The following is a 20,022-nucleotide window of genomic DNA, read 5'->3' as shown; positions in this document are numbered from 1 at the left end:
GGAGTGAGATACATGGAACAATTATTGATTATTGAAGATGATATAGGGTTGAATCAGGGTTTAAGTAAAGCACTGAAAGCAGATGACCGTCAGATTATATCCTGCCAAGACCTAAAAACGGCGAAGGAACAGCTTCTTTGCGGCGGTGTATCCCTGATCCTGCTGGATATAAATCTGCCGGATGGCAGCGGGCTCGAGCTGCTCCGGGAGGTCAAGGAAAACACACCCTATATTCCTGTTATTCTGCTGACTGCCAACGACACCGATCTGGACATCGTAGACGGACTGGAGAGAGGCGCTGATGATTATATTACCAAGCCCTTTTCTCTTTCGGTTTTGCGTGCAAGGGTGAATACCCAACTGCGAAAGCAAGCGTCAAACCATAAAAATGCGCCGTTCCATATGGATCTATTTCACTTTGACTTTGAGGCTATGACCTTTTATGTGGGAGATTCAAAAGTGGAATTGAGCAAAACAGAACAAAAATTACTGCGTCTGCTTGTTGAAAACCGAGGCCGAACCATGACCCGTGGAGACCTTGTCGACCGGATCTGGACAGATGGCGCAGAATATGTGGATGAAAATGCTTTGTCTGTTACGATCAAGCGTCTGAGGGATAAGCTTGGCGCACAGAAATACATTAAAACCATCTACGGAATCGGTTATAGCTGGGTGACAAAAGATGAATAAAACCGGCATTGTGATCATACTGCTGTGTTTTCTGGCGGCGGCAGCTGTTGTGTTATGGGAGCGGAGAAAGACCAGAAAAACGATGGAAGAAATCGAAAGGATGCTGGACGCTGCCATGACCGGCTCCTTTTCTGAAACCAATTTTGATGAAAGCCAGCTGTCTGCATTGGAAACAAAATTTGCACACTATCTTTCTGCCGCAGAAGCATCTTCTCGAAATGTAGCGCAGGAAAAAGACAAAATCAAAACCTTGATTGCGGACATTTCCCACCAGACGAAAACGCCGATTGCAAATCTGCTGTTATACAGCGAGCTTTTGATGGAGGAAACTCTGCCTGCATCGGCGAAGGCAAATGTGGAGGCACTGTACAAACAATCGGAAAAGCTGCGTTTTCTGATCGATTCTCTCGTAAAGCTTTCCAGACTGGAAAACGGGATCATTTCACTCTCCCCCCAGCCGACAGCGCTGCAGCCGCTGCTTGAAAGTGTGGTAGAACAATATACTGCCAAGGCTTCTGAAAAAGGATTGTCTTTGCAAATGCAGGATACAGATGCTTTTGCTGTATTCGACTTCAAATGGACAGCGGAAGCGCTGGCTAATATCGTAGACAACGCCATCAAATATACAGAGCATGGCACCATTACTATTTCTGCCGTAAGCTATGAAATGTTTGCAAGGATCGATATATCGGATACCGGTTCAGGCATCCCGGAAAGTGAGCAAGCGAAGATATTTGCTCGCTTTTACCGCTCAAATAGTGTGCAGAAACAAGAAGGGGTCGGCATCGGCTTATACCTTGCCCGACAGATCATATCCGGCGAGGGCGGTTATATCAAGGTTGCTTCCGTTCCGGGAAAAGGAAGTACGTTTTCCATATTTCTGCCGAAATAACAACAATTCTATCAAAACTGTTAGATTTCATTTTCCGCCGGAAAGAATGTGGAAAGATTCCTATGCGATAATCTGTATGTATCAAAGGATCATTTCCTTTCATACATACAGATTTTTTCATGGAGGTACTCATTTATGGAAGTTTTACAGGCAAAAAACCTGAAAAAGATTTATGGCTCCGGCAATAACGCAGTTCATGCGTTGGATGGAGTTGATTTAAGTGTAAAGAAGGGCGAATTTGTTGCAATTGTCGGCACATCCGGCTCCGGCAAATCCACGCTGCTGCACATGCTGGGCGGGCTGGATCGCCCTACAAGCGGCACGGTCATGGTGGACGGACAGGATATTTTCTCCCTAAAGGAGGAAGCGCTGACCATCTTCCGCCGCAGGAAAATCGGCTTTGTGTTCCAAGCATATAATCTTGTTCCGGTGCTGAATGTGTATGAAAATATTGTTCTACCCATTGAGCTGGACGGTGGCAAGGTCAATAAGGATTTCGTACAGCAGATTGTACAGACCCTTGGGCTAGATGACCGTCTGGATGCGCTGCCCAATCAGCTCTCAGGCGGTCAACAGCAGCGAGTAGCCATTGCCCGTGCGCTGGCGGCAGCACCCGCTATCATTCTGGCAGATGAACCCACCGGCAATCTGGATTCCAAAACCAGCCAGGATGTATTGAGCCTTTTGAAAGTCACCAGTCAAAAGTTCGCCCAGACAATCGTAATGATCACTCACAACGAAGAAATTGCGCAGATGGCAGACCGCATTATCCGTATCGAAGATGGTCGGATCGTCTCCCAGAACTAACGGGAGGTGGCTACGATGAATGTCAAAAACAGAAAATGTATTCGAAAGCTCAGCTTAAAATCTCTTTATGCGAACCGTCGCCGCAATCTGATCGCCATTTTTGCCATTGCGCTGACAACGCTGCTATTTACGTCCATGTTCACCATTGTCTTGTCGTTGAACGCCAGCTATGAAACCTACCAGTTTCGGCAGGTAGGCGGCTATGCACACGGCACCTTTAAGGATGTTTCCCCCGAGCAGGCGGAACGTATCGCCGCCCACCCGAAGGTAAAGTCTGCGGGGGCACGGAAGGTGATCGGCATCACTGCGGATGGTGTCTTTTCCAAAACGCCGGCAGAGATCAGCTACATGGATGCCAACTGCACCAAATGGAGCTATGCCACCCCTACTACCGGACGGATGCCCGAAAGCGGCAAAGAGGTGACCATGGATACGGCAGCGTTGCAGCTGCTTGGCGTGACGCCGGAACTGGGCGCAGAGGTCACGGTTTCCTATTCCATCACGGACAAGGATCAAACCGCCTTTACTGTAACAGATACCTTTACGCTGGTGGGCTATTGGGACTATGATGAACTAATGCCTGTTCATTACATCAACATCAGCCGTGATTACGCAGATGATATCGAAGCGCAGGCAGTGAAAACAGGTTTACAGCCCTTCCGCACTGACCTGAATGTCATGATGGCTTCCAGTACAAACATTCAAGGGCAGATGGAGCAGGTGGATACCGATCTCGGCTACACATGGGACAGCTATACCGATCCCAACAGCGTCCGGATCGGCGTCAACTGGGGATATACCTCATCCCAGCTGGAGTCGCATCTCGATCCGGAACTTGTGATCGCCATAGCAGCTTTTTTGCTGCTGGTGATTTTCACCGGGTATCTTATCATCTATAACATTTTCCAGATCTCTGTTGCGGGGGATATCCGGTTTTACGGGCTTCTGAAAACCATTGGCACAACGCCCCGGCAGCTCAAACGCATCATTCGCCAGCAGGCACTTCTGCTTTGTCTGATTGGCATTCCGGCGGGGCTGCTGTTGGGCTATGGCATTGGCGCTGTTCTGGTGCCTGTTGTCTTGCGCTCCACCCAGTTGGATGCGGGCATCACCACCATCAGCACTTCGCCTGTGATCTTTGTTGGCTCCGTGCTGTTTGCCCTGCTGACGGTGCTTTTGTCCTGCTCCAAGCCCGGGAAAATGGCAGCCAGGGTTTCTCCGGTGGAGGCTACCAAATATACAGATGCGATGCAGACCAAGAAAAAACAGCGCAGCACCCGGGGAGCGAAGCTCCATCAGATGGCCTTTGCCAATCTGGGACGAAACAAAAAAAAGACGGTGCTGGTGGTGGTGTCTCTGGCACTGTCGGTGACGCTGTTCAATGCACTGTGTGCCTTTGTGGGCGGCTTCAGCATGGAGAAGTATGTATCCTTCATGACCTGCGCCGATTTTATCGTCAGCACGCCCGACTATTTCCGTTACAACCCGGCGGATGAATTCATCACGCCGGAACAGATCGAAGAGATCGCAGCAAACACAAAGTCCAGTCTTTCCGGCACGGGATATGCTGTGCGAAAACCCGTATATCTTTGGATGACGGAGGATGCTCTGCGGCAGGACTATGCAAGGTACGAAAGTGCTGAGCAGTTGGACAGCCATATGAGCCGCATGGAGCACCGGGGCGATATGGTGATGGGAGATACCAGAATCGAGGCTCTGGATAACAGCCTGTTTGACAAGCTGCAAGTGTTCGACGGAGATATTTCTCCTATGCTGGAGCCAAACAATAACGCTATTGCCATTGCGGTTTCCTTAGATGACTACGGTAATCTGCCCAATCCTGAATACTACCCCAAGGTGGGAGACACGATCACCGCCACCTATGCGGACGATGTGAAATATATCGACAGCCGCACCGGGGAACTCCGCACCGAAGATACACCGGAGGAGTACTTTCAGGAAAAACTGTATGGAGCCAGAGATGTAGAGTACACGGTCTGCGCCTTGGTAGAGCTTCCGTATTCCATGAGTTATCGTTATGGTGGTATTGGATATGAGACAGTTTTGTCTGTGGATACCGCACAGAGGGACAGCGGCGGTGCGGCCATTCCGATGCTCTACCTGTTCGACACAGCAGACGACGCAGACGAGGCCGAAGCAGAGCAATATCTATCGAAGCTCACTGCCGGTGAGTTTTCACCCTTGATGTATGAAAGCAAGGCCACGGCTCGCTCTGAGTTTGCTCAGTTCCGGCAGATGTTCCTTCTGGTAGGTGGTATCCTCTGTGCTATCATCGGGCTGGTGGGACTCTTAAATTTCTTCAACGCCATGATGACCAGTATTCTTTCCCGCCGCCGTGAATTTGCTGTGCTTCAGGCTGTAGGAATGACGAACCGGCAGCTCAAAATCATGCTGATCTACGAGGGATTGTTTTACGCAATGTCCTCCGTATCGGCGGCCTTTATTCTGTCGCTGGCGGTGGGACCTCTTGCAGGAAAAATGCTGGGCAGTATGTTCTGGTTCTTTGAGTATCGATTCACCATTCTGCCTGTCCTGCTGACAATTCCGGTATTTCTTCTGCTGGGGTGGCTGATTCCTTGCATGATGTATGACAATGCAGCGAAATGCAGTGTTGTAGAGCAATTAAGGGATGCTCAATAACTGTTAAGCAAAAAACGGCCCTCTGCCAAGGAAAAGGCAGAGGGCTGAGTTTTAATCTAAGGGTTTACATTCAGTTACAGTTTTTAGATAAATTTCGGGATCACCGTTCAAGATCAAGTCTGCATATCCAACCGGATCATTGTAGATTAGATAATCCAGTTCTGACCGTTGATACATATTGTCAGCAACCTCATTCTCCACGGCGATGGTATCAATGGCAATCATGCTGCCATCTAAAAATTTCAGTTCCACACAAGCGGTATCCATGTTAAACTCACAAGAAATCAATCTATCCATAAGAAACCTCCATTTTGCGGGATGTTAGATCATCCCAAAATATTTGAATGCTTCTCGGATTGCTTTCTCTTTTTCCTGCGGACACTGGGGCTGTCTGGAATCCTCGGACTTCGGCAGATTATAGTTCTTACCAACCCCAATCCCACATTTTCGTTTAATCTGTGAGATATAGAGGTTGGACACCTTTAACCCGGTATGCTCCAACACATACTCCTTGATCTGCGGATAGGTTGCCCCATCCTGAAATTCGGACATATCCATATCTTCCAAAGAGAACTCAACCCGAATCTTTTTCGAGTCGACCTCACCCTTGGAAAGCAAGACAACCGTCTCGCAGTGATCGCAGAACGGGAACATATCAACCGGCTGAATCTTTTCCACCTTATAATGATGTTTTGTCAAATATTTCAAATCTCTTGCCAACGTCTCCGGATTGCAGGAAATGTAAATGACTTTCTTCGGAGATAACTTTACAACAGAAGATAAGAATCTCTCATCACTTCCGGCTCTCGGCGGATCCATAAATACCACATCGGCTTTCTCACCTTTCGCTGCCATCTCAACCATAAATCTTCCGGCATCTCCCTGATAAAATGCAGCATTCGTAATCTTGTTCTCTTTTGCATTGATCCTGGCGTCTTTTACTGCATCTTTGTTTAGCTCCACGCCAATCACCTTACCGGCTTTCTTCGCAGCAATCAGCCCAATCGTTCCAATTCCGCAATACGCATCAATCACCGTCTCTTTTCCTGTCAGGCCGGCATAATCGATGGCAGTCTGATATAAAATCGCTGTCTGCACCGGATTGACCTGATAAAAGGACTTCGGTGAAATACGAAACATACAGCCACATAATCTGTCTTTAATAAACCCCGGACCGAAAATCGGCTTTTCCCGGTCTCCCAAAACCATGCTTGTCTGTCTGTCATTTACATTTAACACAACGGTCGTAATCTCCGGATGCGCTTTTCTAAGCGCTTTCACAAAATTATTTTTCGACGGAAAAATCGGTGAACCTGTGACAAGGACGACCATAATCTCTCCTGTAGAAAAGCCTCGGCGGATCAGCACATGACGCAGAAGTCCATAACCTGTGTCCTCATCATATGTCCGGATTTTAAATGATTTCAACATTCCACGAATCGTCCGGATAATCTCCTGACTCTTTTCGTCTTCAATCAGGCAATTCTCCACCGGAACTACTCTATGCGTTCCTTCTTCGTAAATACCGGAAATAATATTTCCTTTCCGGTCACGGTCAAATACCGCATGCACTTTATTCCTGTAATAATATGGATTCTCCATTCCGATGATTGGACAGACCTTCCCGTACGCTCCAAGAAGACTCTGTTCTTTTTTCTGCTTTTTCTTAAGCTGCTCTTTATAAGGAATACCCTGAAACTGGCAGCCACCACATTTCTTCGATATATTACATTTCATAATTTCTTACTTACCTGTTACCATTCATATATATTCTGACAGTAACTCTCCTCTTTCATCTATAACTGTTCAGAACCCCACCACACAAATTCGCAAAACCGCACGATACTCGTGCTTTCCCACTGCTACGCAGCTAATTTTGCTCATATGTGGGGTGGTAACTCTATTCGAGTCACCTTGAAATAAGAAAAACCGCTACTTACATGCAAGCATGACGCATCAATTTTTCTTATTTCAAGGGGTTCTGAATAGTTACCTTCTATTATAAATTGTGGACATTTTCCCCGCAACCTTTTATAATCAAATCATGTTTTTATTTAAAGGAGATATCAAATGAGTACTAATCAACACAATCGCGAATCTTTTGGCAGTCGTTGGGGCTTTATCCTCGCCTGCATCGGCTCCGCCGTCGGCATGGGAAATATCTGGATGTTTCCAACCAGAGTGTCCCTTTACGGAGGCGGCTCTTTCCTGATTCCTTATATATTTTTTGTTGCCCTCATCGGCTTCACTGGAGTCATTGCAGAAATGAGCTTTGGCCGTGCTACCAGATCTGGTCCGGTCGACGCATTTGGCTGCGCCTGCGAGACAAACGGCAAACGAAAACTCGGAGAAGCCCTTGGCATGATTCCAGTTCTCGGTTCCCTTGCAATGGCAATCGGATACACCGTCGTTATGGGCTGGATTTTCAAATATGCAATCGGTACCCTGACCGGTTCGACTCTTGCCCCAGATAATGTAGAAGAATATGGAAATGCTTTTGGCAGTATGGCTTCTGCATTTGGAAATAATGGATGGCAGATTGGCGCTTTGATTATCTGCATGTTAATCCTCATGCTCGGTGTCGGAGGCGGAATCGAACGTGCCGGTAAAATCATGATGCCGCTTTTCTTCTGCCTGTTTGTTATTCTGGCAGTTTACGTTGCATTCCAGCCGGGAGCCATTGACGGATACCGCTACATTTTCCGGGTGGATCCGGAAATGCTGGCATCTCCGTCTACATGGATATTTGCTCTTGGGCAGGCATTTTTTTCCCTGTCTGTTGCGGGAAATGGAACTCTGATTTATGGTTCCTACCTGTCAGATAAGGAAAATATACCCGCTTCTGCCGCAAAAGTAGCACTTTTTGACACCATCGCCGCAGTCCTTGCAGCCCTGGTCATCATTCCAGCTATGGCAACCACCGGAGCACAGTTAAATCAGGGAGGACCGGGACTATTATTCATCTTCCTGCCGAATCTGATTCGTTCCATGCCGGGAGGCCGGATCATTGCAATCATTTTCTTTGCAGCCGTATTCCTTGCAGGGATGACATCACTGATCAACTTATACGAAGCACCAATTGCAACGGTACAGGAAAAACTACATTTATCCCGCGTACCTGCATGCGGTGTCATTGCAGCAATCGGAATCATCGTTTCACTTCTGATTCAAGGCATCGTCTCCACATGGATGGATATTCTTTCTATATACATTTGTCCACTGGGCGCGGGACTCGCCGGAATCATGTTCTTTTGGGTATGTAAGAAAAGCTACGTCGAAGAACAAGTCAATAAAGGCCGGGAACGGAAATTCACCAAATACTTCATTCCTGTCTGCAAATACATCTATGTACCAATCTGCTTTATCGTACTGATTCTTGGAATCGCACTTGGCGGGATTGGCTAACAAAAAAATCGGGATACTCTACATGATAGAATATCCCGATTCTTTTTCTACATATCAAATTCTATGATGCGCTTTCTGCTTTATCTCCAACTCGAAATCTTGCCATGCAGATCAAAGTCGCCACTGCCACAATCACTCCACCTGCAAATCCTATATCTTTCAGCGAAATCTTTGTATACACTGTTCCGCCAAACCAGGTTCCGCAGCCAATTCCCAGATTGAAAATTCCTGAGAAGATTGCCATAGCAACAGATGATGCAGCCGCAGAGACACAACCAATCAACTCTGCCTGAAAGCTTACCTGAAATGCCATAATCGCCAGTCCCCATCCAGCACATACCAAAATCACGGTATACATATTGACAGAAGCTGGATATAAGAGCAGCAGAGCTGCCACAACACCAATCATAACAGTCTGAACAAAAGCATACCGATGATCATCATAATATCTTGAGAACAAATAGCTTCCTCCAAGCCCCGCTACTCCGAATAACATCAATGCCATAGTTACCCAGTTACTCGGAAGCCCTGCTACCTTCTGCAAAAACGGCTCGATATAACTGTAGCTTGTATAATATCCGGTCGCCACAAGAAATGTAATTACATAAATGCTCATCAATCTTGCATTTTTGAAAAGCTCCGGAAGCTGGCCCACGGAAAATGATTCTGTTCCTTCCAGCTTCGGAAATACAAATGCCAGATAGCCAAGTACCAGAAATGAAACTATCGCCACACATAAAAATGTCATTCGCCAGCCGATCTGAAGTCCGATCATTCGGCCAAGCGGCATTCCTATTACCATGGCAATTGACGTTCCAGTAATAATTGCACTAAGATCCTTTGACTGATGCTCTTTCGCCACAACCCGAACTGCAACCGGTGATGCGATCGCCCAGAAAATGGAATGTGCACACGCCACACCAATACGTGACAATACAAGAAATGTAAAGCCACTTGAAATTACCGACAACACCTGACATACCGCAAACACACTTAACGTTCCAAGCAGCAATTTCTTCGGCTGTATCCTGCACACTAACAACATCAGCGGCAGCGACAATAACGTCACAGTCCAGGAATAGGCTGTAATCATCACGCCCGCCTGAGCCTCCGTCATATGAAACTCATTAGAAATATCCGTTAAAAGCCCAATCGGCATAAATTCCGAAGTATTTACCAAAAACGCTGAAATCGTCATACCGATCAACGGGAGCCACTCCCGTAAAGTCATCTTCGTCTTCATCTATATTATCCTTTCCAATTATGTTAAAAATCATTATTTGCCCGCGAACAATTATAGTATAAGGCGTTGCACAGTGTCAATAAAGTATATATCTAAAATAGTTGAACCTAAAATGAATTTCTAAATTCCATGCCCCTCTTTTTTCTGGACTTTTCTTTTTTCACACCCCTTTTTACGTACAGTACATCTAATTTGAGATTATAGTGACAGATTACTATACAAAAACATAATACCAAAAACATATTATTAGCATAAAAACAATTGTATAAATATATCATTCATGTTAAAATAGGTAAAATATATTATTATAAATAATGGGAGGAATGATATATGAAACGCGAAAAACAAACAACTAGCTTAAATAAACTTATTATTAAAGTGAAAGAAGGCGAAAGGATACAAAAAAATATTGGAAGAATATTTCGAAAATATAACATTATAGAATATAAAGAACCAGGCGAAACTTTGACAATTAATGATTTTTACAAAGGCTATGGCGATGGCTGTTTTTATTTATCCAATATAGACTTGGAAAGTGATATACAACCGAAAGAATTAACAATTACATTTATTAGCAATTCTTATCCGGATAAAATGATTCGGCATTTGAAAAATTTCCGAAAACTTGAGGTCGAATTGATGGAACCAGGAATATATTATGTTACAGGAGATGTTATTATATTTCAGATAATCGTAATAAATGAACTGAATTCGCAAGAAAATAAGGCACTGTATGCATACGGTGAATATTAAGTTACTTTTTAATCATATCCAAGATAATATAAACAATAAGAAAGCTTACATTCATGAATACTTCATCATTTATACACTTTCTATTAAAACACTTCAAAATTGAATATACAAAACATGAGCGTTCTGGGATTTATGGTTTTATCCAAGTTTTAATGGCATATAACTCCAACAAAATTGAAGGAAGTACCCTGACCGAGGAACAGACCGCCTCTCTCTTTGATACCGGAGTCCTCCCAAAATCTGAAGACTATTACCGTGCAAAAGATGTAGAAGAAATGAATGGTCATTTCCTAATGTTCAATAAAATGCTTGATACTCTGGACCTCGAACTCACAGAAGAACTAATTAAAGCTTTTCACTATGAGCTAAAAAGCGGGGTATTCGAAGATCGCGCAAATGGCTACGCAATCGGCGATTATAAAAAACGTCCTAACATGATAGGCATATATGAAACAGTACTTCCAAGCCAGGTATCCGATGAAATATCACAATTATTAGCCTGGTACAATAATCAGGATATTTCCCTAGAAATACTTGCCGAATTTCATGCCCGCTATGAAAGTATTCACCCATTTCAAGATGGAAATGTACCATTGAGATACCAACAACAAATAGTGGCATAACAGCAGCAAACAACTTCATATCACATAAATACAGTTAAATAACATATAGAATTAGGAATACTTGAAAAACGGTATTCCTTTTTTATTTCCAGACGTTCAGAAATGAGCGTCTATTTTTTTACCCAAATGAAAGGAGAATCAAAAAATGAATAAGATATTGAAACGATTGCTTACAGGTGTTCTTACTCTCGCAACCGTCTTTACTGCTCTACCCACAACTGCTGTCCATGCTGCGGAAACACAATACTGGACAGAATCGGAGGAACGTGTCGGCATTGTTGAGAAAGTAATGAATGATGGTTCTATCGGCTCTACATTTAATGAGGGGCATATGACCGTTGAGGGCGAGGACGCTTATTGTATCGACATCAACACAGGCTTTAAGAATGGATATAAGACCAGAAGTGACGCAAGTACACGCATGACTGCCTACCAGATAGAGGACGTTGCTTTATCTCTTGAATACGTCAAACAGTATACGAAAAGCCATACAGGATTGAGCAGCCAGCACGCCTACCTTTTAAGCCAGCTTGTAGTCTGGCAGAGATTGAGCGTCCATCTTGGGTGGAGCTGTGACAATGTACGAGCTTCCTATGATGAAATCTCAAAATCCGTGCAAGATGAAGTATTCGCCGGAGCGAAAGCCTTTGTAAGAGAAAATAAAGGACGCTATGACTGTTACGGTTATATCTACACTGGTGAGGGGCAGAATTTAGGACAGTTCTTCGCAGAGCTGGCTGTCGGCAATGGCAAGATTCAGAAATCTTCCAGTAATACCACAGTCACAAACGGGAATGACTGCTATTCTCTCTCTGGTGCGACTTATGGTGTCTATTCTGATAAAGGCTGCACGAAATCTGTTGCCACACTTACGACAAATGCCAATGGTAATACGGACACTGTGGAATTAAGAGCTGCGACATACTATGTGAAAGAAACGAAAGCTCCAAAGGGATTCCAGTTAGATAAGAACGTCTATACTATGACGGTCAAGGTTAATGAAACTACGACTTTAAAAGTCAGCGACAAATCAAAAGTCACTGACACTTTGGTTGAGCTTTTCAAGATTGATATGGAAATTTCCAAAGCTACGCCACAGGGTAACGCTTCTTTAGAGGGTGCGGAGTTCGTCTGGAAGTATTATGACGGTTACTATACAAAAGACAATCTTCCATCAGAACCAACACGCACATGGACGACAAAGACAATCGCTGAAAAAGACAGCAACAATGAAGTCCATTACATCACAAGATTAGCCGATTCCTACAAGGTATTGGGTGACAGCTTCTATACACAGAATGGTACTATCTGCTTGCCGCTTGGTACTATCACTGTAGAAGAAAAGACAGCTCCAAACGGTTACTTATTGGAGGGTGCTTATATGCAGGCTGCCGGAAGTTCTGAACAGATAAAAGGTGTCTATGTGGCACAGATTACAGAAGATGGTGAGCTTGCAGCGTTAAGCGGCAGCAACCAGTATTCCGTATTAGACAAGGTTATCCGTGGCGGTGTCAAAATCCAGAAACGTGACCTTGAAACCAAAGATACAAAAGCACAAGGCGGTGCGACTTTGAAAGATACTGCCTTTGAAATCATTTCCTTAAATGATAACGCTGTCTTGGTAGATGGCAAGTTATACAACAAGAATGAAGTCGTCAAAACAATCCATACTGGCGTTGACGGTATCGCTACAACTGCCGCCGATACATTACCATACGGAAAATACCGTATTGAGGAAAGCAACGCCCCAGAGGGATATTTGACGGACGGTGCAAAACCGATTGAATTTGAAATCACAGAAGATGGAAAAATCGTGGATTTAACAGATGAAGCACATTCCATCTACAACCAGATTAAGCGTGGAGATATTGAGGGTGTAAAAATCGGTGCTGGCACTCACAAGCGACTTGCGAATGTTCCCTTTAGGATCACAGGCAAGACGACTGGTGAGAGCCATATCATTGTGACAGACGCAAATGGTCAGTTTTCCACTTCCTCTGATTGGGTATCTCATAAGCAGAATACCAACGCCGGAAAGACCAGTGAGGACGGTATCTGGTTCGGTACTTCCACACCAGACGACAGCAAAGGTGCATTGCTCTATGATACTTACACAATCGAAGAATTACGCTGCGATTCCAACAAGGGAATGACGCTAATTCCGGCATTTGATGTAGTGGTGTCAAGAAATAAAGTAGTCGTGGATTTAGGTACGCTTACAGATGAATACGAGCCAGAAATCACTATCCATACGACTGCCACAGATAAGGTGACAGGTGAAAAATCAATCGTTGCTGGAAAGAACGTGACTATCGTTGATACTGTGACTTTAGATGGTTTGACAAAAGGCACAAAATATCAGTTGAAAGGCTGGCAAATGGTGAAGTCTGAAAACGCACAGCTTTTGATTGGCGGTGAACCTGTAGAAAGTGACTATACCTTTACTGCAAAAGATTCTAGCATGGAAGTCCAGATTGCCTTTACATTCAATGCCAGTGAGCTTGCAGGAAAAGACCTAGTAACATTCGAGGAATTATACGATTTATCCAATCCAGACGAGCCTACAAAGGTGGCAGAACACAAGGACATTGAGGACGAAGGGCAAACAGTGACGATTACGGAACGTATCATCACTATGCACACAATCGCTACCGATAAGGCAACAGGTGAAAAGACGATTGAAGTAGACGACAAAGTAACTATCGTTGATACGGTCACTTTAGACGGTTTGGAAAAAGGCGTGAAATACACTCTTAAAGGTTGGGAAATGGTGAAGTCTGAAAATGCAGAACTTCTAGTGAATGGTAAGCGTGTAGAAAATGACCTTACCTTTACTGCCGAGGATTCTAAAATGGAGGTTCAGATTGAATTTATATTCAATGCTTCGGAGCTTGGCGGCAAAGAGCTTGTGACCTTTGAAGAATTATATGACGTAACCAATCCAGACAATCCTATCAAAGTAGCTGAACATAAGGACATCAAGGACGAGGGGCAGACGGTAACTATCAAAGAGAAGCCAGAATCCCCTACGACACCAGAAGAACCTAGCACACTAACAAAGACAAGCGATTCACCAAAAACAGGTGATAATACGCCATTTGTCGCATTATTCGCTATGATGGGAATTTCTGCTGTTGGTCTTATCTTTGCCGGATATAAGAGATTCCGCAGAGTAAAGAAATCTGACTGATACGGGAGGTAACAGCTTATGAAAGCAACAACCCGTTCACCGCCTATGATGGAAACGTCAGTCTGTGGCTGACATTATATCTAACTTCTGCTTGATTACGATTTATCTTTCTGAATGGGGATTGTCAAGGGCGCTTTCAGCACAACGCTTGCCCTTGATAATTCACAGGCAGACAGATATTATCTCGATAGCAGAATGACACTATATAACAAATCAATCAAAATCAAAAAGAAAAGAGGTAAACAATTTATGGAATTAAAACACGTTATCCCAAACATGGAAAAGACATTCGGGAACTTAGAGTTTGCAGGTGAGAATAAGGTGGAACAGCGTAGGATCAACGGACGTATGACGGTTGTTTCCCGCAGCTTCAACCTTTATTCGGACGTACAGAGGGCAGATGATATTATCGTGGTGCTGCCTGCTTCTGCTGGTGAGAAGAATTTTGAATCAGAGGAAAAAGTAAAACTTATCAGTCCCAAAATCACCGCAGAGGGTTACAAAATCGGTACAAGAGGATTCACAAACTATATCTTATCGGCTGACGATATGGTGAAAGCATAAGGAGGTAGAAACATTATGAGATTAGCAAACGGAATCATCATTGACAAGGAAAAGACTTTCGGAGTATTGAAATTCTCCGCATTAAGACGAGAGGTACATATCCAGAATGAGGACGGTACGGTTTCTCAAGAAATCAAGGAACGTACCTACGATTTGAAGTGTACGGAGCAAGGACGCATGATACAGGTGAGTATTCCGGCTTCTGTTCCGTTAAAGGAATTTGACTACAACACAGAGGTGGAAATCATCAATCCTGTAGCTGATACGGTGGCAACCGCTACATTTCAAGGTGCAGACGTTGACTGGTATATCAAAGCAGATGATATTGTCTTGAAGAATAAGAACGGTCAGCCAGCCGGAAATAACCACGCTCCCAACAATCCGCAGCAGCCACAGCATAAAAAATAAGGAAAGGATTTAGCCTATGCCACAATTCAATAAACGTAGGAATCGTATCAGAGCCAGTGACAAATCGCTGGTTTTTCGTTTCTCGGCTGGTTCGTTGCTCCTGCTGTTCCTTGCGGTGGTTATGCTGCTGAACCTAAAAACAATCATCACTACGGACTGGAAAGTAATCTCGCTTTTTCAAGATGGCAGTGTCCATCTGACGGTCACACCATATAGGATAATGACTATCGTTTTGGCAGCTTTGGTCTGTGTACTGGCTACCCTTTTCTATCGCAGATTCCAGTATGACAGAGTGAAACAGCTCTTTCACCGTCAAAAGCTGGCTCGTATGCTGTTGGAAAATGGCTGGTATGAATCGGAATCCACACAGGATAGCGGATTCTTCAAGGACTTGCCAGCTACTACTAAAAAAGAGAAAATCACCTATTTTCCAAAACTGTATTACCATATGGAGCATGGACTTTTATATATCCGTACGGAAATTACATTAGGGAAATATCAAGACCAGCTTTTACACTTGGAAAAGAAGCTGGAAACAGGCTTATACTGTGAGTTGGTTTCCAAAGAATTGAAAGACAGCTATGTGGAATATGTGCTGCTCTATGATACGATTGCGAACAGAATCACTATCAATGAGGTACAGGCTGAACATGGCAGCTTGCGTCTGATGAAAAATGTCTGGTGGGAGTATGACAAGCTCCCACATATGCTAATTGCTGGCGGCACTGGTGGTGGTAAAACCTACTTTATCCTTACTATCATTGAAGCTCTGCTCCGCAGCAATGCGGTCATGTATATTTTAGACCCAAAGAACGCCGACCTTGCGGATTTGTCCGTTGTCATGCCGGAAGTCTGGTACAAGAAAGACGATATAACCGCCTGTATTGACAGATTCTATGACGGTATGATGGCAAGAAGTGAAGCAATGAAGCTCATGGAGAATTACAGGACAGGTGAAAACTATGCCTATTTAGGACTATCGCCCCACTTCCTTATTTTTGATGAATATGTGGCGTTCATGGAAATGCTCACCACAAAGGAAAATGCTGCTGTTCTTAACAAGCTGAAACAGATAGTCATGCTCGGACGACAGGCAGGATATTTTCTCATTCTCGCCTGTCAGCGTCCAGACGCAAAGTATCTCGGTGATGGAATCCGTGACCAGTTCAATTTCCGTGTGGCTCTTGGGCGTATGTCGGAGCTTGGGTACAGTATGATGTTCGGTGAAGTAGACAAGGACTTTTTCTTGAAGCAGATTAAAGGGCGTGGCTATGTTGATACGGGAAACAGTGTCATATCCGAGTTTTACACTCCCCTTGTACCCAAAGGACATGACTTTTTAAAAGAGATAGGAAGATTGTCACAAAACAGGCAGGACGGACAGGCGGCGTGCGAAGCGAAAGACGCAGGTACGGACTAGCCTGTGTTGGGGTGGCGTAAGCCGCCCCAACCATCTGCCCCCGTTATCTAACAGGGGGGCACAAATTATCTGGAAACAGTCAATTACATATCAAAAAGTCCTTGAAAACAGAGGACTTTTCAAACATTCAAAGGAGTGTGACAAAATCGGTAACTGTCACATTTCTTTTTCGATTGGAGGGATTGAAACTGAATGATACCGATTGGATAAACGATTTTAAGGAAAAACGGACGCAGTACGGCGTTTCCCAGAATCGTCTTGCGGTCATGGCTGGTATCAGTCGTGAGTATGTCAGCAGGATTGAATCTGGAAAAGTAGCCTTGACAGAAGAAATCAAGGGGAAATTCACGGACGCTCTGGAAAAGCTGAATCCAGAGAATCCGTTGGAAATGGTCTTGGATTACGTCAGAATCCGATTCCCCACACAGGACGTTCGGCACGTTGTTGAAGATATTCTGCAATTAAAGCTGGATGTAATGATACATGAGGACTACGGATTCTACTCCTATGCGGAATATTATGTGCTTGGTGATGTGTTCGTGCTGACATCACCCGATAAAGAGAAAGGCACACTGCTGGAGCTGAAAGGCAAAGGCTGTCGGCAGATGGAAAGTTATCTGCTGGCACAGCATAGGAGCTGGTATGACTTTCTCATGGACGCTCTGATGGAAGGAGGTGTGATGAAACGTCTTGACCTTGCCATCAACGATATGGCAGGAATCTTGGATATTCCAGAGCTGACAGAGAAATGCAACCGTGAAGAATGTATTTCCGTATTCCGCAGCTTCAAGAGTTACCGCAGCGGTGAGCTGGTGAGAAGCAATGAACAGGACAGATACGGAATGGGAAATACGCTTTATATCGGTTCGCTCAAATCAGAGGTTTATTTCTGTATCTATGAAAAGGACTATGAGCAGTATGTGAAATACGATATTCCGATTGAAGATACGAAAATCAAGAACCGTTTTGAAATCCGGCTGAAAAATGAGCGAGCCTATTATGGGGTGCGTGACCTGCTGACCTACCATGACGCAGAGCGTACCGCTTTTGACATTATCAACCGTTATATGCGGTTCGCTGACAAGGAGGTGGAGAAAAGACGCAGCGAATGGAAGACCAATGAGAAATGGGCGTACTTTATCGGCTCTGATCGTGGGCGTTTGAAATTGACGACCAAACCAGAGCCTTATATGCTCACTCGGACGCTGAACTGGATAAGCAGACAGGTAGCTCCCACTTGGAAAGTCTTACAGAAGATTGACAGTGCCAATGGCACAACTTATCTCAAAGACATTTTAGACCATGCGAAGCTCACCGAGCGTCATAAAAAGCTGATTGAACAGCAGACAACTTCCACAGAGGAAATGATTACAGAAACGGAGGAATGACAACATGAAGCATATCTTATTTGATTTATTCCTGTTCTCACTTGGAGCAGGTGTGGTGTTGATGTGTCTGGTACAGGCAGGAGCAGCCGCAGAAAGAGAAATTGAAATGATGGAAAGGAGCAGAAAATAATGAATTTCGGACGGAACTTATACAACTGGTTTTTATCTAACGCACAGAGCTTAGTACTCATGGCAATCGCTGTTATCGGCGTGTATCTTGGATTCAAGCGTGAGTTTTCCAAACTTATCGGATTCTTGGTGATTGCCTTAATCGCTGTCGGCTTGGTGTTCAATGCTTCTGGCGTGAAAGACGTACTGTTGCAGTTATTCAATAAGATTATCGGGGCGTAATGCTCTGATAATCGGAAATGGAGGACAACATGAAAAAAGATATTTTTGAGGATATGAAAGACTATATCGGCTGCAATGATGTTTCCGACCTGCCTTACCGCAAGCGTGAAGTGTGGGAAGAAATCAAACGACAGCTACCGCTTAAATATCCTAAAGAACAGTTAGAAAAATTCTCTCATTATGTGTTCGGTGTAGATTATGCTGTTATAATGGGAATACTGGATATGATGAAAGGAAGTGACAGACCATGCAGGAAATGCGAATCTACCTGTTAAACAATACAAAACCGTATCGTGAGGGTGACGAAGAATATTCCGGTGCTTGGTTCAACTGCCCTGTGGACTTTGAGGAAGTCCGAGAAAAAATCGGCGTAGAACATGAAGAACAGATTGAGATTGCAGACTATGAGCTGCCCTTTGACTTACACAGTGATATGCCACTTTGGGAAATCAACGCCAACTGCCGCATGGTGCTGGAATTGGAGGGTACGCCTATCGGCAATGAAATGAAAGCCATTCAGCAGAAATGGTTTTCCAGCTTCGAGGAATTTATCGACCACAAGGACGAGATACGCTACTATGATGTGGGTGACGGTGCTGCTCTGGCAGAATACCTTATCCGTGAAGAATATGTTTTTGGTGAGATTCCTCACGAACTGTTGAAACATATCGACTATCACTCCTATGGTAGTGAGCTGGAAATGGACGACAGATACTTATTTACCACAAGCGGCGTATTCCGCTATCAGTAAAGGGGTGATGTGGTATCGAAGAAATGCGAATCTATATCGCCAATCTTGGGAAATACAACGAGGGTGAGCTTGTGGGTGCGTGGTTTACGCCGCCCGTTGATTATGACGAGATGGCAGAACGTATCGGCTTGAATGACAGATGCACAAGCTCACAAGGCTTGTTTCCATGACAAGTAAGAGCAGTTCGGGGATTTCCATAGCGTCAAGCCCGCTTTGCATGGAAGCAAGGGCGGCGGCAACATCAATCTCTGTGCTGCCGCCGATTACCCCCGCCGCGCCGGAAACAACGTGCTGCGCCATATCGAACACCGCCATAGTGATGTCAAAGGTGTGCGTCACAAGGTAGACTGCCACAAACGCCTTGAACACCCACTTGAAGAACATGGAAGTGTCAACGTCGTGCATATTGTTCTTTTCCGTTACCATGCTGATAAGCTCATAGCATAGGACGTAGGTAATGACAAGCCCCGCAATGGGTACGATTACATTCTCACTAAGCGTCTGTATCATGGAGAATATATTTGCGTTCCACCCTTGCGGGGTCTGCCCTACCTCTGCGGCGATAGTGCCGACTTTCTCGTTCACGTCCCCGAACATAGTTGACAGATTACCGTTTATGGCTCCTATGAGGATTTCCTTTATCCATTCGTTAATCGCGTCAAGTATGCTCTGCATAAGCCTTTACCCGCGCTTCTTAACCGAACAGCCCGGAAAGCAGCGGTACAAGGGTCATGCCAATAAGGGCAACGCCGCCGCCCGCCATAAGCTGTTTTATCCCCAACTAGGTGTAAAACTCTGCTCGATGGCGGGCGGCGGCGTACAAAAATCTATATGGTGTTTTTAAGAGAACCGTCCCGGCGGGACAGGTCAGGCAGT

Annotated in this window: 19 protein-coding genes and 3 pseudogenes; 17 read left to right on the top strand and 5 right to left on the bottom strand. The window is 44.7% G+C overall.

What is annotated here, in order from left to right; genetic code table 11:
- Positions 1-12: 12 nt before the first annotated feature.
- The 4 genes from LI164_RS07435 (at position 13) to LI164_RS07420 (ending at position 5,050) form a co-directional block, all read left to right on the top strand.
- Positions 13-690: a response regulator transcription factor gene (locus LI164_RS07435; RefSeq protein ID WP_006858251.1), complete on the top strand. Its 678-nt coding sequence runs from the start codon at positions 13-15 to the stop codon at positions 688-690.
- Positions 683-1,582 carry a sensor histidine kinase KdpD gene (locus tag LI164_RS07430; RefSeq protein ID WP_227086954.1) on the top strand — a complete coding sequence of 300 codons (900 nt, stop codon included), beginning with the start codon at positions 683-685 and terminating at the stop codon, positions 1,580-1,582. The genes LI164_RS07435 and LI164_RS07430 overlap by 8 nt, the downstream gene beginning before the upstream one ends.
- Before the next feature lie 135 nt (positions 1,583-1,717).
- Entirely contained in the window at positions 1,718-2,389 is a 672-nt protein-coding gene (locus LI164_RS07425) for an ABC transporter ATP-binding protein (protein WP_006858253.1), read from the top strand.
- A gap of 15 nt (positions 2,390-2,404) precedes the next feature.
- Positions 2,405-5,050: an ABC transporter permease gene (locus tag LI164_RS07420; protein ID WP_227086953.1), complete on the top strand. Its 2,646-nt coding sequence runs from the start codon at positions 2,405-2,407 to the stop codon at positions 5,048-5,050.
- Positions 5,051-5,101: 51 nt separating this feature from the next.
- Here the strand turns inward: LI164_RS07420 and LI164_RS07415 are convergent, their stop codons facing one another.
- Both LI164_RS07415 and rlmD read right to left on the bottom strand, forming a co-directional pair.
- Positions 5,102-5,347, bottom strand: coding sequence for a DUF6061 family protein (locus LI164_RS07415; RefSeq protein WP_021683568.1), 246 nt, complete (start codon positions 5,345-5,347; stop codon positions 5,102-5,104).
- Between the two features lie 24 nt (positions 5,348-5,371).
- Positions 5,372-6,787 (bottom strand): 23S rRNA (uracil(1939)-C(5))-methyltransferase RlmD, encoded by a 1,416-nt coding sequence (gene rlmD, locus LI164_RS07410; protein WP_227086952.1) that lies wholly within the window; start codon positions 6,785-6,787, stop codon positions 5,372-5,374.
- A 333-nt stretch (positions 6,788-7,120) separates the two neighbouring features.
- Here rlmD and LI164_RS07405 point away from each other — a divergent pair, with 333 nt between their 5' ends.
- The gene (locus tag LI164_RS07405; RefSeq protein WP_005335636.1) at positions 7,121-8,455 is read left to right on the top strand and encodes a sodium-dependent transporter; all 1,335 of its coding nucleotides are present in this window, start codon (positions 7,121-7,123) and stop codon (positions 8,453-8,455) included.
- A 61-nt stretch (positions 8,456-8,516) separates the two neighbouring features.
- Here the strand turns inward: LI164_RS07405 and LI164_RS07400 are convergent, their stop codons facing one another.
- Entirely contained in the window at positions 8,517-9,698 is a 1,182-nt protein-coding gene (locus LI164_RS07400) for a sugar transporter (RefSeq protein ID WP_227086951.1), read from the bottom strand.
- A gap of 330 nt (positions 9,699-10,028) precedes the next feature.
- Here LI164_RS07400 and LI164_RS07395 point away from each other — a divergent pair, with 330 nt between their 5' ends.
- The 12 genes and pseudogenes from LI164_RS07395 to LI164_RS07340 form a co-directional block, all read left to right on the top strand.
- On the top strand, positions 10,029-10,451 hold the full coding sequence (locus tag LI164_RS07395) for a hypothetical protein (protein ID WP_117605942.1): 423 nt from the start codon (positions 10,029-10,031) through the stop codon (positions 10,449-10,451).
- A gap of 53 nt (positions 10,452-10,504) precedes the next feature.
- A complete protein-coding gene (locus tag LI164_RS07390; RefSeq protein ID WP_117605943.1) occupies positions 10,505-11,074 on the top strand; it encodes a Fic family protein in 570 nt (189 codons plus the stop codon).
- A gap of 145 nt (positions 11,075-11,219) precedes the next feature.
- Positions 11,220-14,264 (top strand): VaFE repeat-containing surface-anchored protein, encoded by a 3,045-nt coding sequence (locus tag LI164_RS07385; RefSeq protein WP_227086950.1) that lies wholly within the window; start codon positions 11,220-11,222, stop codon positions 14,262-14,264.
- Positions 14,265-14,513: 249 nt separating this feature from the next.
- Positions 14,514-14,828 carry a YdcP family protein gene (locus LI164_RS07380; protein ID WP_117605945.1) on the top strand — a complete coding sequence of 105 codons (315 nt, stop codon included), beginning with the start codon at positions 14,514-14,516 and terminating at the stop codon, positions 14,826-14,828.
- A gap of 15 nt (positions 14,829-14,843) precedes the next feature.
- The gene (locus tag LI164_RS07375; RefSeq protein WP_005335625.1) at positions 14,844-15,236 is read left to right on the top strand and encodes a YdcP family protein; all 393 of its coding nucleotides are present in this window, start codon (positions 14,844-14,846) and stop codon (positions 15,234-15,236) included.
- 16 nt (positions 15,237-15,252) lie between these two features.
- Positions 15,253-16,656 carry an FtsK/SpoIIIE domain-containing protein gene (locus LI164_RS07370; RefSeq protein WP_227086949.1) on the top strand — a complete coding sequence of 468 codons (1,404 nt, stop codon included), beginning with the start codon at positions 15,253-15,255 and terminating at the stop codon, positions 16,654-16,656.
- A 137-nt stretch (positions 16,657-16,793) separates the two neighbouring features.
- The gene (gene mobT / locus LI164_RS07365) at positions 16,794-18,044 is read left to right on the top strand and encodes a MobT family relaxase (RefSeq protein ID WP_117605947.1); all 1,251 of its coding nucleotides are present in this window, start codon (positions 16,794-16,796) and stop codon (positions 18,042-18,044) included.
- A 4-nt stretch (positions 18,045-18,048) separates the two neighbouring features.
- A complete protein-coding gene (locus tag LI164_RS07360) occupies positions 18,049-18,174 on the top strand; it encodes a DUF3789 domain-containing protein (RefSeq protein WP_117605948.1) in 126 nt (41 codons plus the stop codon).
- On the top strand, positions 18,174-18,395 hold the full coding sequence (locus LI164_RS07355; RefSeq protein ID WP_227086948.1) for a hypothetical protein: 222 nt from the start codon (positions 18,174-18,176) through the stop codon (positions 18,393-18,395). The genes LI164_RS07360 and LI164_RS07355 overlap by 1 nt, the downstream gene beginning before the upstream one ends.
- A 29-nt stretch (positions 18,396-18,424) precedes the next feature.
- A complete protein-coding gene (locus LI164_RS07350) occupies positions 18,425-18,670 on the top strand; it encodes a hypothetical protein (RefSeq protein WP_117605949.1) in 246 nt (81 codons plus the stop codon).
- Positions 18,652-19,146, top strand: a complete 495-nt coding sequence (locus LI164_RS07345) for an antirestriction protein ArdA (protein WP_005335613.1) — start codon at positions 18,652-18,654, stop codon at positions 19,144-19,146. The genes LI164_RS07350 and LI164_RS07345 overlap by 19 nt, the downstream gene beginning before the upstream one ends.
- Before the next feature lie 23 nt (positions 19,147-19,169).
- Positions 19,170-19,283, top strand: a pseudogene (locus LI164_RS07340) (antirestriction protein ArdA); the annotation flags it as partial.
- Between the two features lies 1 nt (position 19,284).
- Here LI164_RS07340 and LI164_RS07335 read toward each other — a convergent pair.
- Positions 19,285-19,821, bottom strand: a pseudogene (locus LI164_RS07335) (VirB6/TrbL-like conjugal transfer protein, CD1112 family); the annotation flags it as partial.
- Between the two features lie 19 nt (positions 19,822-19,840).
- Positions 19,841-19,924, bottom strand: a pseudogene (locus LI164_RS07330) (Maff2 family mobile element protein); the annotation flags it as partial.
- Between the last annotated feature and the right edge of the window lie 98 nt (positions 19,925-20,022).

The sequence above is a fragment of the Dorea sp. 210702-DFI.3.125 genome, assembly GCF_020560945.1.
Classification (GTDB): Bacteria; Bacillota; Clostridia; order Lachnospirales; family Lachnospiraceae; genus Dorea; species Dorea formicigenerans.
This window is presented reverse-complemented; position numbering and strand designations above follow the sequence as displayed.

Coding starts and splice junctions, on each gene's coding strand:
- LI164_RS07375 (WP_005335625.1), top strand. CDS start 14,844: ATGAGATTAGCAAACGGAATCATCATTGACAAGGAAAAGACTTTCGGA.
- LI164_RS07405 (WP_005335636.1), top strand. CDS start 7,121: ATGAGTACTAATCAACACAATCGCGAATCTTTTGGCAGTCGTTGGGGC.
- LI164_RS07395 (WP_117605942.1), top strand. CDS start 10,029: ATGAAACGCGAAAAACAAACAACTAGCTTAAATAAACTTATTATTAAA.
- LI164_RS07380 (WP_117605945.1), top strand. CDS start 14,514: ATGGAATTAAAACACGTTATCCCAAACATGGAAAAGACATTCGGGAAC.
- LI164_RS07355 (WP_227086948.1), top strand. CDS start 18,174: ATGAATTTCGGACGGAACTTATACAACTGGTTTTTATCTAACGCACAG.
- LI164_RS07400 (WP_227086951.1), bottom strand. CDS start 9,698: ATGAAGACGAAGATGACTTTACGGGAGTGGCTCCCGTTGATCGGTATG.
- LI164_RS07350 (WP_117605949.1), top strand. CDS start 18,425: ATGAAAAAAGATATTTTTGAGGATATGAAAGACTATATCGGCTGCAAT.
- LI164_RS07370 (WP_227086949.1), top strand. CDS start 15,253: ATGCCACAATTCAATAAACGTAGGAATCGTATCAGAGCCAGTGACAAA.
- LI164_RS07430 (WP_227086954.1), top strand. CDS start 683: ATGAATAAAACCGGCATTGTGATCATACTGCTGTGTTTTCTGGCGGCG.
- LI164_RS07360 (WP_117605948.1), top strand. CDS start 18,049: ATGAAGCATATCTTATTTGATTTATTCCTGTTCTCACTTGGAGCAGGT.
- LI164_RS07415 (WP_021683568.1), bottom strand. CDS start 5,347: ATGGATAGATTGATTTCTTGTGAGTTTAACATGGATACCGCTTGTGTG.
- LI164_RS07345 (WP_005335613.1), top strand. CDS start 18,652: ATGCGAATCTACCTGTTAAACAATACAAAACCGTATCGTGAGGGTGAC.
- LI164_RS07425 (WP_006858253.1), top strand. CDS start 1,718: ATGGAAGTTTTACAGGCAAAAAACCTGAAAAAGATTTATGGCTCCGGC.
- rlmD (WP_227086952.1), bottom strand. CDS start 6,787: ATGAAATGTAATATATCGAAGAAATGTGGTGGCTGCCAGTTTCAGGGT.
- LI164_RS07435 (WP_006858251.1), top strand. CDS start 13: ATGGAACAATTATTGATTATTGAAGATGATATAGGGTTGAATCAGGGT.
- LI164_RS07385 (WP_227086950.1), top strand. CDS start 11,220: ATGAATAAGATATTGAAACGATTGCTTACAGGTGTTCTTACTCTCGCA.
- LI164_RS07420 (WP_227086953.1), top strand. CDS start 2,405: ATGAATGTCAAAAACAGAAAATGTATTCGAAAGCTCAGCTTAAAATCT.
- LI164_RS07390 (WP_117605943.1), top strand. CDS start 10,505: ATGAATACTTCATCATTTATACACTTTCTATTAAAACACTTCAAAATT.